Consider the following 13,476-nt stretch of genomic DNA (forward strand, 5'->3'; position numbering starts at 1 on the left):
CGGTGACGTCGATCATTCCAAGGGAGTCCTGGGTGCCATGACCGTGTTCAACCCGCTGAACCTGGCCGATCCCGACCTGCTGCGTCAGCAGTGCCTGGTCGGCGGCCAATGGATCGACGCCCCGGACGGCCGCACCATCGCGGTGACCAACCCTGCCACCGGCCGGCTCATCGGTCATGTGCCCAACCTTGGCCAGGCCGAGACCCGCGCCGCCATCGAAGCCGCCGGCGCGGCCTTCGCCCAGTGGCGCAAGACCACCGCCGGCGAGCGCGCGACCATCCTGCGCCGCCTGTTCGACCTGAAGCTAGCCAATATCGACGACCTGGCCAGGATCATGACCGCCGAGCAGGGCAAGCCCCTGGCCGAAAGCGCCGGCGAGATCCGCTACGCCGCCAGCTACATCGAGTGGTTCGCCGAGGAGGCCAAGCGCGCCTATGGCGATATCATTCCGCAGAACCGGTCCGACCGCCGCATCCTGGTGCGCAAGGAGCCGATCGGCGTGTTCGCGGCCATTACGCCTTGGAACTTCCCGGCGGCGATGATCACCCGCAAGGCCGGCGCCGGCTGGGCGGCGGGCTGCGCCGGCGTGATCCGCCCGGCCAGCAAGACACCGTTCTCGGCCCTGGCCATCGGCGTGCTGGCGCAGCGCGCCGGACTGCCGCCCGGCGTCTGCAACATCATCACCGGCTCGGCCGGCCCGATGGGCGAGGAGATCACCTCCAACCCGATCGTCCGCAAACTCAGCTTCACCGGCTCGACCGAGGTGGGCGCCGCCCTGCTCGCTCAATGCGCCCCGACCATCAAGAAGACCTCGATGGAGCTGGGCGGCAACGCGCCCTTCATCGTCTTCGACGACGCCGATCCCGAGGCCGCCGCCCAGGGCGCCTTGGCCGCCAAGTTCCGCAACAGCGGCCAGACCTGCGTCTGCGCCAACCGCCTGCTGGTGCAGTCAGGGATTCACGACGCCTTCGTCGAAGCCTTCAAGCGCGCCGTAGCCGGGCTGAAGGTCGGGGCCGGAGACGAGCTTGGCGTGACGCTGGGCCCGTTGGTCGACGGCGGGGCGCTGGCCAAGGTCGAGCACTACGTGCAGGACGCTGTCGCGCGCGGCGCCAAGGTCGCGGCCGGCGGCGCCAGAAGCGAGCGCGGCGGGCTGTTCTACGAGCCGACCATCCTGGTCGACACGCCGGTCCACGCTCTGTGCTTCAGCGAGGAAATCTTCGGCCCGGTCGCCCCGATCTTCCGCTTCGAGACCGAGGACGAGGCCATCGCCCTGGCCAACGACACGATCTTCGGCCTGGCCTCCTATGTCTACACCCGTGACCTGTCGCGCGCCTTCCGGGTCAGCGAGGCCCTGGAATACGGCATGGTCGGGATTAACGAGGGCCTGATCTCCACCGAGGTCGCGCCGTTCGGAGGGGTCAAGGCCTCGGGCCTGGGCCGCGAAGGCTCCAAGTACGGCATGGACGACTATATGGAGCTGAAATACGTCGGTATCGGCGGGCTGTAGTTATCCGCGCAGCGACAAGCCGCGTCCGGCGCTTTGCAGGTCGGGCGTCGACGCTCTACAGCCGAAGGTGAACACCAATCCACCGGAGGCTCCCGCGTGAATCCCAAGCCCAGCATCGCCATCGTCGGCGGCGGCATCGGCGGCCTCTCGGCAGCTCTCGGCCTAGCCCGAGCTGGCTACAGCGTCGACGTCTTCGAGGCCGCGCCGGCCTGGGCCGACATCGGCGCGGGGGTCACGCTCGCGCCGAACGCCATGCTCGGCTTCCAGTACCTGGGCATCGGCGAACAGGTGGCGGCGGCCGGAGTCGAGCCCAAGACCCAGTCGATCCGCCACTGGCAGGACAACCGCCTGCTGTTCCAGCTCGAGCGCGGCAACGAGATGCGCGAGAAGTACGGCGCGCCCTACGTCTACATCCACCGCGCCGACCTGCACGCCATCCTGGTCGAGGCCGTCCAGGCCGCCGGCGGCCGCCTGCACATCGGCAGCGCGGTCGAGGTGGTCAGTCCCGTCGAGGGCGGTGCGGCCTTGATTCTGAAAGGCGGCCAGACCTTCCGCGCCGATCTGCTGATTGGCGCAGACGGTGTCAAGTCTGTGGTGCGCAAGCTGTTCGAGCCCAGCCTTCCCCACTTCACGGGCCACATCTGCTTCCGGGGGCTGATCCCGGTGACGCCGGATATCGAGCACCTGGCCCAGAACCCCGGCATGCATATCGGTCCGGGCCGTCTGGCGGTGCGCTATCCGGTGCGCGGCGCCCAGGTGTTGAACCTCGTCTTCTTCATCCGCCGCGACGGATGGAGAGATGACGGCTGGACCATCCCGGCGACCCGGGACGAGCTCTCGGCCAATTTCGAGGGCTGGTGCGACGACATCCACACCATGATCGGCCGGATCGACGAGAGCCGGCTCTACAAGTGGGCGATCAACGCCCGCACGCCGCTACCGACCTGGCGGATCGGCGACACCATCACCCTGCTGGGCGACTCGGCCCACGCCATGACGCCATTCCTGGGTCAGGGCGCGGCCGCCGGCATCGAGGACGCCGTCGTTCTGACCCGCGCCCTGGAAGCCTCAGCCAGCCTGGACGAAGCCTTGACCCGCTATGAGACCGCCCGGCATGAGCGGGCCAGCTTCATCCAGCTGGAGTCCAACGCCAACGCCGATCGCATGCAGGGCCAGGAAACCGACAACTTCGGCCTGGGCGGCCTGAAGAACGAAGAGACCCTGGGCCTCTTCGCCTATGATCCAGGGACGGTGGCCATCTAGGCCACGCTCAAAGTACTGAGGCCTGTTTATCCGTTTCTGGTGTTTCCATCAGAAACGGACAGGCTCTATGCGGCCAGGAATTCGCTGACGGCCTTTGCCCAAGCCTGCGGCTGGTGATCGACCACATCGACGCCGCCGCCGGCGGGCAACGCGACGAAATCGAAGTCCGGGCGGATCTCCCGCGCACGCAGGGCCGCGTCATAGATCAGGTCGTCGAGATTGGTCAGGATCAGCGTCGGATGACGGATGCGCGTCATCGTCTCGGCGTGATCGTAATTGAACGCGGCGTTGTGCCCCCACCACATCTCGCCGTAACCGATGAACTTCTCGGCGACCATGCGGGTGATGATGGCGGGATCGGCGCCGGGGCCGTGCAGGCGCAGACGCACCTTGAAGGTCTCGGCCACGTGCTCGCCGTCCAGGTGATGGACCATGCCCTTCTCCTCGGCCGTGACCGTATCCCGCATCTCCTGCAGTTCGGCCTCGGTGAACGGCGTCGGGCCGTTGATCACCAGCTTGCGCACCCGGTCGGGCCACAGCAGCGAGATCTCGGTCACGACCTGGGCGCCGGTGTGGTGGCCGGCGAAGTCGGCGCGGGCGATGCCCAGGTGATCGAGAACCGCCGGGAACACCGAGGCATAGTCGGCGATCGAGGGCACGTGCGGCGTCGGGTCCGACGCGCCGAAGCCCGGGTGATCGACCGCGATCACGCGCAAGCCATGTGCGGCCAGGGCCGGAACCAGCAGATCGAACTGGCGGGCCGACTGCGGCGACTGGTGGCTCAGCACCAACGGTTGGCCGTCACCGCCCGTGTCGTGGAAATGAACCTGGCCAAAGGGTCCGTCGGCATAGCCGCGACGCGTTTTCATAGATGTCTCTCGGATCTAGCGGTGTTTCGCCACGGCGGCCTTGGCGCGCAGCAGGGCATTGGCCTGCATGTCACCCCAGAACAGGCCGATATCGTGGAAGTGCATGCTGCCGCCCGGCAGCGGCTGAAGGTCCGACGCCGGGTCGGGCGTGACGACCAGATAACCGCGATCGCAGCGGGCGGCGACCTTGCCCTTCTCTGGGGCGCGCATCGGCGAGGCGTCGGGCGTCCCCGGAATGGCGCCCTGGCTGGCGCTGGCCTCGGCGGACGGCTTGCCGGCGTCGAAGGTCAGCGGGTTGACGCACAGGATCGAGGTCCCGGGCGCGCCGGGGTGCAGAGCGGTGAAGCGAGCCGTGGAGGCCTTGCTGATCGCGTCCAGGTCGGCCGAGGCTACCACCGCGTTCCATTGCACCAGGCAATGCAGCTGATCGGGCGTCTTGCACACCGGGACGGTCTTGTAAGTCAGCGGGAAGTCGCCTTCGGCCAGGTTGAAGCCGATCGCGTAGGCGGCGACCATCCGGCCTTGCAGCGGCTTGCCGTCGATACGGCGCTCGACCAGACGGGCGACGTGCGAGCCGCCCTGGCTATGGCCAACCAGGATGAAGGGGCGGCCCTTGTTCTCGTGGGCCAGATAGTAATCGAACGCCCGCTCGACATCGCCATAAGCCAGGTCGAAGGCCTGGGCACCGTCGGTGGCGATCTTCGACAGGGCCAGGGTCGAGGCCTGGCGATAACGCGGAACGAACAGGCGGCAGCAGGCGGCGAACGGACTGGCCTGACGCGCCGTGGCGCTACCGTCAGTCCAGGCGTTCAGCGTCGCGTCTGCAGGGTCGCCGTTCCACTTGTCGGCGCTGCGGAAGGTGGTGGGGTGGATGTAGAAGACATCGACCTTTAGGGGTTTGTCCGCGACCACGGGGGCCGGAACCACGCCGACGCCCTTGCCGGCAAACGTGGCCCATGACGCGGGCTTTGCGTAGTCCAGCGCCGGAGGCGGCGACTGCGCCGCGAAGTCGGTCGCCTGCCGTCCTGCGGCGGGCGACGCCAGCGAGAGCGCCAGGAGTCCCAGGATCAAGGCCGTTGGCCTCCAGTACCCACGCCCGGTCATGTATCCTCCGCTGAGATGGCTGGCGATCCTACAACATCGTCACCGGCGCGAGGCAAATGCTCCAACGCCGGTGACCACGTGTCGGAGAATCAGGGCTGGAGGGTCCGGGCCCGAAGCTTGGCCGCCCCCTTCAGAGACAGATCGGCCGAGGACGCCCCGACCGCGACGCCATGCTGGCCGGCTGTCACGCGCCAGACCTTGGCCGCCGCGTCGTAGTTCGCCAACAGCCTGGCATCCGCCGCCAGGCTTACGCGCCGTGTCTCGCCCGGGGCCAGCGCCACCCGCTCGAACCCGATCAGGCGCTGCAGCGGCTTGCCGGCGCGGTCCGTCAGATAGACCTGCGGCGTGTCCTTGCCCGCCCGGGCGCCGACATTGGTGACGTCGAAACTGACCGTCAGCGTGTCGCCGCCCGCGACCTTCAGGTTGGCGTACGAGAACCGGGTGTAGGACAGGCCGAAGCCGAACGGGAACAGCGGCTTGACGCCGGTGGCGGCGAAACGGCGATACCCGACCTCCGCGCCCTCGGAATAGACGACGTCGAACCGCGTCTTGGCGGGCAGGCCTAGGCCCGGAAGCTCGGCGCGAGGATACTGGTCGATCGCCGCCGGGAACGTCACCGGCAGTCTGCCGGCCGCGTCGACCTGACCAAACAGCACGTCCGCTATGGCCTCGCCGCCGTCCGCGCCGGCGTACCAGGCCTCGAGCACGGCTCCGACGGAGCCCAGCCACGGCATCGACACCGGCCCACCCGTCTGCAGAACGACCACGGTCCGGGGATTGGCGGCGGCCACCGCCGCGACCACGGCGTCCTGCCCGCCCGGCAGGGAAAGGTCGGGCGCGTCTTCGCCCTCGCCCAGCCACTGGTTGGCGAAGACGACGACGATGTCGGCGTTCCTGGCCGCGGCCACGGCCGAGGCCATATAGCGACCGTCATCGAACGTCACCGAGGCCTCGGGAGCCAGCTTCCGGATGGCCGCCAGCGGCGTCGAGCCCTGAGGCCCGGCGGAATGGAACTGCATCGAGCGCCACAGGGCCATCATGCCTTCGCCGCCCAGCGGCACCTTGGCGCCCTTGCGGCCGGGCGGAACGACCTGCGACGAGCCGCCGCCGGACAGGACGCCCTGGTCGGCATAGCCGCCGATCACGGCGATCCGCTTGGCGCCTTTGGCCAGGGGCAGCAGGCCGCCTTCGTTCTTCAGCAGAACGATGCCTTCGCGCGCCACCGCGCCGGCCACCTTGGCGTTGGCGGCATAGTCGATCGGCTGAATCTTCGGCGGATCGTCAAACAGGCCGACCGCGAACATCGAACGCAGGATGCGGCGGATGGCGTCGGATAGGCGCGCGGCCGGAACCTCGCCCTTTTCCACCGCGACTTTCAGCGGCGCGCCGAACCAGGTGGTCCCGTCCAGCTGCTCGCCCGACTGCTGGTCCAGACCCTTGACGATGTAGTCGGTGGCGTGGACCGCGCCCCAATCCGACATCACCCAGCCCTTATAGCCCCAGTCACGCTTGAGCACGCCGTTCAGGAGATGGTCGTTGCCACAGCTATAGTCGCCGTTGACCAGGTTGTAGGCGCACATCACCGAGGCTGGCTGGCCCTTCTCGACGGCGATCTGGAAAGCCAGCAGGTCGCTCTCGCGATGCGCCGCCTCGTCGATCACCGAATTGGCGAAGTTGCGACCGGTCTCCTGGCCGTTAAGCGAGAAGTGCTTGAGGGTCGAGGCCACCTTGCGGCTCTGGACACCCCGGATCGCCTCCCCCGCGAGCACGCCCGCCAGCCATGGGTCCTCGCCCAGATACTCGAAATTGCGGCCGTTGCGCGGATCGCGCGCCAGGTTCGCGCCACCGGCCAGCAGGACGTTGAAGCCCTTGGCCCTGGCTTCTCCGCCGATCATCGCCCCGCCCTCAAAGGCCAGGCGCGGGTTGAACGTCGCCGCCAGGGCCAGGCCCGACGGCAGCGCCGTGGCGCCATCGCCCGGTCGTACGTCGCCCGGGTTGGCCACGCCGAGGCTGGCGTCCGTCTCCTGCAGCGCCGGAACGCCCAGGCGGGCGACGCCGGGAATGAAACCTGCCGAGCCGATCGCCCCCTCCGGCAGTTTGTTCGCTCCCCAAGCAAGCGCCATCGGCCCATGCAGTAGGCCGATGCGCTCGTCCAGGGTCAGGGCTTCGTCAAGCAACGCCGCTCGCTGATCCGGTGAAAGCTTGGTGTTCATCCAGGGATGGGGGACTTGAGCGAACGCGCTCCCGGCCAGCGCCAGCGCCGACACGGCGGCCGCAAGGGTCTTGCTGATCATAGGGGAAATCTCCGATCGTGCTTATCGGGACGGCTTTAGGACGCGGTCGAAGAAGGCGAAGGTGTCGTCGATGGCTCGTTGGTGGAACTCTCGCGTGGCCTCCGGCGTCGCCCCATACCAGCCATGGTTGGCGCCCTGATAGACCTTCACATCGGCTTGACCACCAGCCTTCTTCAGCGCCTCGGCCATGGCAACCGATTGGGACGCCGGGATCGCGAAATCCTTGTCGCCATGCAACAGCAACATCGGTGGCGGGATCGCCTTGATGTGGTTGATCGGGCCAACCGCCTTGGCCGTCTCGGGGCAGTCGATGATCCGGCAGCCGAGGAACGTGTTGGTCGTAGCGAACATCTTGTCGCTGTAGGTCACGTTCGGCGGCAGCGTGAAATCGAAGACCCCGTACCAAGACACACCGGCCGTGACGCAGTCTTCGCCGCTGCAGTTCACCGTCGTCATGGCCGCAAGCTGGCCGCCCGACGAGTCGCCCCAAGCCGCCGACCGGGTCGGGTCGATGCCGTAGGTGTCGGCGTGCTGCTTCAGCCAGACGACCGCCGCGTCGACATCGTCGGTCTGGGCCGGCGACGGCGCCTCGCCGCTAAGCCGATAATTGACCGCCGCCACCACGTAGCCGCGCGCCGCCAGGGCGGCCAGCACGTTGGGGAAGTCCTTGTAGAACGCCATCCGGCGCGCCGTGCCCCGCGACCAGCTACCCCCATGGATCTGCACGATAAGGGGCCGTTTGCCCGTCCCCGCCGGGACATACAGGTCCAGAGTCAGCGGTCGAAAGCCTTCGCGCTCGATATAGACGACGTCCTTCCACATCGTGACGCCGCCGGGCATGGCGACCGTGGAGATCGGCAGCGGGTCGGACAGTTTTGAGTCCAGGATATCGATGCGTGGCGTGGGCGCCGGGGTTTGGGCAGCGGCTAGCCCGGGCGCCGAAGCGGCCAGCGCGAGGGCGATCAGTATATTGCGCGGGTTCATTTCGGTGAGGTCTCCTCGACCAGGTCCAGGCGGGCCTTCAGGGGGTCGGGACCGACCTTCGCCCCCTCGGCGGTAATATCCAGAATGATGTCCTTGGCGGCGTCGTAGGCCGGCAGAGCAGGAGCGCCGGGCGCGGCCGGGACACCGGTTTTGGCGAAGCCGACCCAGTAGGCATGAGTCAGCTGGGCGGCGGCCTTGTCGGCCGGCGTCAGAGCTTGGCCATATCGCGCCTCGGCGGTGTCGAAGACGAACGGGATCTCGGTGGCGTGCGGCGCCCCCCACAGCGCGCTCCGCAGGCTCTCGGCCACATAGGAGAAGCGGTAGGGATAGACCTTGGCGCCCTGGGCCGACAGCATCTTGGCGATCAGCCGCACCGGCTCGATCATCGCCCGGTCGGCGGCCGCCTGCCAGCCATAGACCTTGATGTCCGCCGCGCCCGTCGGGTCGTAGACGGCCTCGGCGGCTTTGCGCTTGTCGCCGAACGGCGCGAACACCTGGTCGCGAGAACCGCCGAAGAAGAAGCCGTCAGCGCTGGTGGCGCCGATCATCAGCGGAACCTTGGCCCACTCGCCGGCCTGATAGGCCAGCAGGGCTTCCCGGGTGAAGATCCGATCGTCGAGCATCGGGCCGGAATAGGCCTGGGTAAAGGCGCTCGCCATGTTCAGCCCATCGGTCACCTGCTCGGCCGAGAGGCCCCGCAGCGCGGCCAGGGCGGCGGCGTCGGTTCCCTTGATGCCGGACTTCTCGGCGAAGACCAGGCCCACAGCCTCGCCCGTACGCTCGCCCGCGGCGCCGCGCAGCTTGGGAATGGGGAACAGACCCGCGCGGCCGGCGCCCGACTGAATGATCGCCTTCTGGAACAGGCCCTTGGCCATCGGCGTGGCCAACAGGGCATGGATCGACATGCCGCCGGCCGACTCGCCGAAGATCGTCACGTTATCGGGGTCACCGCCAAACGCCTCGGCGTTGTCGCGCACCCACTTCAGCGCCGCGATCTGGTCGAGATAGGCGTAGTTGCCCAACAGGCCGCCATCGGCGTTCTCTGCGCTCAGGGCGGGGTGGGCGAAGAAGCCGAAGCGGCCCAGGCGGTAGTTGAAGCTGACCAGGATCACGCCGTCGCGGGCGAAGGCGTCACCGGCATAGACGGGCGGCGAGCTACCGCCGTTGACGAAGCCACCGCCATAGATCCAGACCATGACCGGCAGCTTGGTCTTGGCCATGGCCGCGCTCTCGGGCGCCCAGACGTTGAGATAGAGGCAGTCCTCGGCCGGCGTCACCCCCAGCGGCGCGGCGTCGCCCGGAAAGGGCTGCTGCATACAGTCGGGACCATAGGCCTTAGCGGGCCTCGGCGCCGCCCAGGTTTCAGGGCTTTGGGGAGCTCGCCAGCGTAGCGCGCCCATAGGTGGCTTGGCGAAAGGAATGCCCTTGAACGCGGCGACGCCCGCGGTCGTCTCGCCGACGACAGGGCCAAACCGGGTTACGACGGTGCGCTCGGCGGCCAGCGTCGGACTGGCGGTGAAAAGCAGGGCGGCGGCGAAGAGTGCGCGACACGACATGAAAGCCATCCGGTCTTGAAGAAAAGGGTCGGCGCGCCCGCCGCAAGCGAGCGCGCCGAATGGGGGCGGTTCAGCCCACGATGTCAGGCCGTTAGCGCCAGACGTACTTCAGGCGCAGGCCGATGCTGCGGCCCGGCGCGATACCGGCCAGCAGCGCACTGGACCGCGTAAAGTCCAAGGTCACGACGTCGTAGAAGGTCGTGGCGTTGGTGAAGTATTGCGAGTCGAACAGATTGCGCACGAACAGCTCGGCCGACAGCGCCCCCTTGGTGACACCGGCACGGACGTCGACCGTGTGCTGGTCGGGGGTCTTCAGCAGGTTGTCGTTGCTGACGTACGAACCGGACTTGTAGCTGTAGTTGATGTTGGCGAACCAGTTGGCGTCCGGCAGCGACGTGAGCTCGCCATAGTAGCTAGCGCCGAGGATCGACTGGTATTTGGAGACGTTGTTCAGCTCGTTGCCACGATAGACGTGGGTGTCGGGGTTGCCGGTGATCTCGTTGCAGCTGATGCAGCTGCCGGCGCGGATGTTGGTATCGTTGATCGCGCCGCCGAAGTTGATCTCGAAGCGGCGGACCGGACGATACGTCCCCTCCACCTCGACGCCGCTGAGCTTGATCTTGCCGTTGTTGACCTTGGCGAAGGCGCCGATCAGATCGGCGCCCTGCCTGTAGTAGCGGCTCACGTAGTTGATCTGGTTTGACCACTCGTCGTAGTAGGCGTCCGCCGCCAGCGACAGCTTGCCATTGAGGAACGTGCCCTTCAGGCCCGCCTCGAAGTTCTGCAGTTTCTCGGGCAGCACTTCCACGCCGAAGCCATAGCGCGAGATGAAGTCCGCACGGTTGGCCGGCGTCAGGGCGTCAAGGGCGCGAGGACTGTTGAACGGGCCCGGGTTCACGCCCTTGGAATAGGTCGCATAACCCATCACCCGATCGGTGAAGTGGTACTGGGCGATGGCCCGCGGCAGGAAGGTTTTGTAGGTCGCCGACTGGCCGCCGCTTTGGACCTTGTCGGACTGGTAGCGGCCTTCCAGGTTCAGCGTCAGCTTCTTGCTCAGGTCGTAGGTCAGGCCGAAGAAGCCGGCCAGCGTCTCAGAACTGGAGGTGCTGGAGGGGGTGTACGAGTTGCTCGACGCCCCGAACGCCAGCAGCGAGCTAGCCAGGCTGGTATCGACCCGCTGCCAGGCGTAGCTGCCGCCGGCCAGCCAGCGGAAGGCGTTGTCCTGGTTCGAGATGACCCGGAATTCCTGCGAGAAATTGCGATTACGCTTCGAGACCGAGAAGACGTAGTTGACCAGTTGGGAGTCCTGGTTGTCGAAATCCTGCATCTGGCCGAAGACCTGCTGGTCGACGCCCGTGATCGACACGAAGGTCAGGTCCAGGTTCGGCGCGTAATATTCGGCGTTCAGGCCGCCGTGAAAGGCGTCGCGTTCCAAGCCAAACTCATCGATCGACTTGACCTGCCGGCCTGTCGTCTTGCCGGCGGCGACGAAGGCCTTGATGTCAGGGGTGACCACATCATTGATCGTGATCTTCTTGATGACCGTCGGCACCTTGCCGCAGAACCAGCGCCCGGCCGGCGTCGTGCAGTTCGAATAGTTCGGTGCGATATAGACTTGGGCCGACGGACCGTCCTTGTCGTGACGATACATGCCGGTGAACTTGATCTTCAGATTGTCGACCGGCTTGGCGACGATGGTCAGGTTGACGTTCTGGGTCTGGCGATCGCCGACCCGCTCGTGGGTACGCCAGGTGGCGCTGTTCTCGTAGTAACCGTCCTGGTCCGAGTAGCGGTACGAAATCCGCGCGGCCAGCTTCTCGCCGTCGCCGATCGGACCTTCCAGAGTAATGCGACCTTCGGTCAGGTTCTGGGTGGCCAGGATGCCGTTCAAGGTCAGGGCCGGTGTGAAGGACGGATCCTTGGTGATCAGCGAGATGGCGCCGCCGAAGGTCTGACGGCCGAAATAGGCCGCCTGAGGCCCCTTCAGCGTTTCGATGCGCTCCAGATCATCGACACCGTCCACGGCGCCGGCCGACAGCGGCGCCCCGTCGAGAAAGGTCGTCGTCGTGGGAATGTCCACGTCCGACGGCATGATGCCGCGCAGGATGAATTGCGAGAACGAGCGGTCGTTGCGGCCCGAGCTTGTGATGGTCGCATTTTCGGTCATGCCCGGCGTGTAACGGGCTACATCGGTCAGCGACGTGACGCCCAGTTGCTCGATCTTCTCGGCGCTCATGGCCGAGATCGCCACGGGCGTCTCGAGAATCTTCTCCTTGCGGCCGCGCGCGGTGACCACGACTTCGGTTATCTCGCTGCCGGCTTCCTTGTCCGTGGCCTGACCTGCGGCCGTTGCACTGCTTGCGGCGAACGCGAACACGGTGGCCGAAGCCCCGATCATAAGTGATGCTTTCACGCGGTTCATCTTGCTATCCCCCTCACAGATCGCACGCCTGTCCGGCGCTTTGTTGATGAGGGCGAGCATCTACGACAACGCTGTCGTCGGCGCGCAAATCACGGCGTTATCCGACCTGCGAAGACTCGTTGTTACGCCGCTGCAGAATTGTGCAGGCAGGACCATCAAAAAGCGGCGCCGGTATCCGCACGGCGAAAAGCTGGCAAATCGCCCGCCCTGCCAGGCGGCGCTCGGGGAAGACTTGATCTTTTGCGGCCCAGGAACTCTCCGGTGAGACACACGATCATCGCGCTGCTGACGGCCGGCGCGCTTCTGGCGCTACCGGCGGCCGCGGCGCGCGCCGAAACCTCGTCGTGCGAGATGCGCGGGCCGACCCAGGCGCCGCTCGACTATCAATCCGTGGAGACCCTGCCGGACGGACGCGTACGCTTCCGGCTCTGCGCGCCGGCCGCTCCGTCCGCCAAGGTCGTCAGCGGCGACATAGACTCGATCCCTACTGGATATGACGGCGGCCCGCCCGGCCTGGCGATGGCCAAGGACGCGAAGAACTACTGGGCCGCAACGACGGCGCGGCCGGTAAAGCCCGGCGTCCATATCTACGGATTCGAAGTCGTCGGACTGGTCATCCCCGATCCTCAGTCGTCCGAGACGGCCAGCCAAGCTCGCGGAATGCGGTCGACCTTCTATGTCGCCGCGCCGGACTTGGCCTTCGAGCGCTATCGCTCCGGGATCGCCCACGGACTAGTCTCGACGGTAGAGTATCCGTCGGCGACGACAGGCACGCTGCGCCGGGCGCAAGTCTACACCCCGCCCGGCTACGAGGCCGGCGGCCGACGCCGCTATCCCGTGCTCTATCTGGTGCATGGCGTCGGCGACACCGAACGCAGCTGGATCGAGAAGGGCCGTGCGAACTACATCCTGGACAGCCTGATCGCCAACAAGGCCGCGCCGCCGATGATCGTGGTGATGCCGTTCGGACATACCCCCGCGCGCGCCGAAATCGACAACCGTTTCAACAGCGATTTCCGCGACGACCTGATCAAGGATCTGACGCCGTTCATCGATGGCCATTTCCGCACCGAGGCCAGGGCGGACCGCCGGGCGATGGCGGGCCTGTCGATGGGCGGTCTGCATACGATCAATTTCGGCCTGACCCGTCCCGACGTCTTCGGCCCGATCGGGATCTTCAGCATCGGCTTCATCGGCGAGGACAACCTGGCCCGGTTCCGCGATCACGACTTGCCGGCTTTGAAGGCGCGCGCGGCCGCCGGCACGTGGGTCTATTACACGATCGGGCGCGGCGATCCGGTGCTGTCGCTGGTCCCGCCGACCCGCACCCTCTTCGATCAGGCAGGCCTGAAGTACGAGTATGTCGAGACGGACGGCGGCCACGACTGGGACGTCTGGCGCCGCGACCTGCGCGACTTCGCAGGGCGCGTCTTTTCCACGAAAGGGCCCGCGGCGAACCGCGGGCCGCAGTAGCGGG

At 67.0% G+C, this 13,476-nt stretch carries 9 protein-coding genes; 3 read left to right on the plus strand and 6 right to left on the minus strand.

Features of this window, described 5'->3' with window-relative positions:
• Positions 1 to 37 precede the first annotated feature (37 nt).
• Together ACW18B_RS15425 and ACW18B_RS15430 are read left to right on the plus strand one after the other, a co-directional pair.
• Positions 38 to 1,507 carry an NAD-dependent succinate-semialdehyde dehydrogenase gene (locus tag ACW18B_RS15425; RefSeq protein WP_492047906.1) on the plus strand — a complete coding sequence of 490 codons (1,470 nt, stop codon included), beginning with the start codon at positions 38 to 40 and terminating at the stop codon, positions 1,505 to 1,507.
• A 96-nt stretch (positions 1,508 to 1,603) separates the two neighbouring features.
• Positions 1,604 to 2,770: an FAD-dependent monooxygenase gene (locus ACW18B_RS15430; protein WP_492047907.1), complete on the plus strand. Its 1,167-nt coding sequence runs from the start codon at positions 1,604 to 1,606 to the stop codon at positions 2,768 to 2,770.
• Positions 2,771 to 2,835: 65 nt separating this feature from the next.
• Here the strand turns inward: ACW18B_RS15430 and ACW18B_RS15435 are convergent, their stop codons facing one another.
• The 6 genes from ACW18B_RS15435 to ACW18B_RS15460 all read right to left on the minus strand — a co-directional run bounded on the left by ACW18B_RS15435 (position 2,836) and on the right by ACW18B_RS15460 (position 11,990).
• A complete protein-coding gene (locus ACW18B_RS15435; protein WP_492047908.1) occupies positions 2,836 to 3,639 on the minus strand; it encodes an alpha/beta fold hydrolase in 804 nt (267 codons plus the stop codon).
• A 15-nt stretch (positions 3,640 to 3,654) separates the two neighbouring features.
• On the minus strand, positions 3,655 to 4,710 hold the full coding sequence (locus ACW18B_RS15440) for a DUF3089 domain-containing protein (protein ID WP_492047909.1): 1,056 nt from the start codon (positions 4,708 to 4,710) through the stop codon (positions 3,655 to 3,657).
• Between the two features lie 122 nt (positions 4,711 to 4,832).
• Positions 4,833 to 7,037 carry a beta-glucosidase gene (locus ACW18B_RS15445; RefSeq protein ID WP_492047910.1) on the minus strand — a complete coding sequence of 735 codons (2,205 nt, stop codon included), beginning with the start codon at positions 7,035 to 7,037 and terminating at the stop codon, positions 4,833 to 4,835.
• 21 nt (positions 7,038 to 7,058) lie between these two features.
• Positions 7,059 to 8,021, minus strand: a complete 963-nt coding sequence (locus tag ACW18B_RS15450; RefSeq protein ID WP_492047911.1) for an alpha/beta hydrolase fold domain-containing protein — start codon at positions 8,019 to 8,021, stop codon at positions 7,059 to 7,061.
• A complete protein-coding gene (locus tag ACW18B_RS15455) occupies positions 8,018 to 9,577 on the minus strand; it encodes a carboxylesterase/lipase family protein (protein WP_492047912.1) in 1,560 nt (519 codons plus the stop codon). The genes ACW18B_RS15450 and ACW18B_RS15455 overlap by 4 nt, the downstream gene beginning before the upstream one ends.
• Positions 9,578 to 9,668: 91 nt before the next feature.
• Complete coding sequence (locus ACW18B_RS15460; RefSeq protein WP_492047913.1) at positions 9,669 to 11,990, minus strand: TonB-dependent receptor; 2,322 nt, start codon at positions 11,988 to 11,990, stop codon at positions 9,669 to 9,671.
• Positions 11,991 to 12,260: 270 nt separating this feature from the next.
• On the opposite strand from ACW18B_RS15460, the gene ACW18B_RS15465 reads away from it, so the two are divergent.
• Complete coding sequence (locus ACW18B_RS15465; RefSeq protein WP_492047914.1) at positions 12,261 to 13,472, plus strand: alpha/beta hydrolase; 1,212 nt, start codon at positions 12,261 to 12,263, stop codon at positions 13,470 to 13,472.
• Positions 13,473 to 13,476 lie beyond the last annotated feature (4 nt).

This window comes from Caulobacter sp. FV2ps19, assembly GCF_058681035.1.

What these genes read in the sequence shown, in the direction of transcription:
- ACW18B_RS15425 (WP_492047906.1), top strand. Translation starts at nt 38, where the DNA reads ATGACCGTGTTCAACCCGCTGAACCTGGCCGATCCCGACCTGCTGCGT.
- ACW18B_RS15435 (WP_492047908.1), bottom strand. Translation starts at nt 3,639, where the DNA reads ATGAAAACGCGTCGCGGCTATGCCGACGGACCCTTTGGCCAGGTTCAT.
- ACW18B_RS15445 (WP_492047910.1), bottom strand. Translation starts at nt 7,037, where the DNA reads ATGATCAGCAAGACCCTTGCGGCCGCCGTGTCGGCGCTGGCGCTGGCC.
- ACW18B_RS15450 (WP_492047911.1), bottom strand. Translation starts at nt 8,021, where the DNA reads ATGAACCCGCGCAATATACTGATCGCCCTCGCGCTGGCCGCTTCGGCG.
- ACW18B_RS15455 (WP_492047912.1), bottom strand. Translation starts at nt 9,577, where the DNA reads ATGTCGTGTCGCGCACTCTTCGCCGCCGCCCTGCTTTTCACCGCCAGT.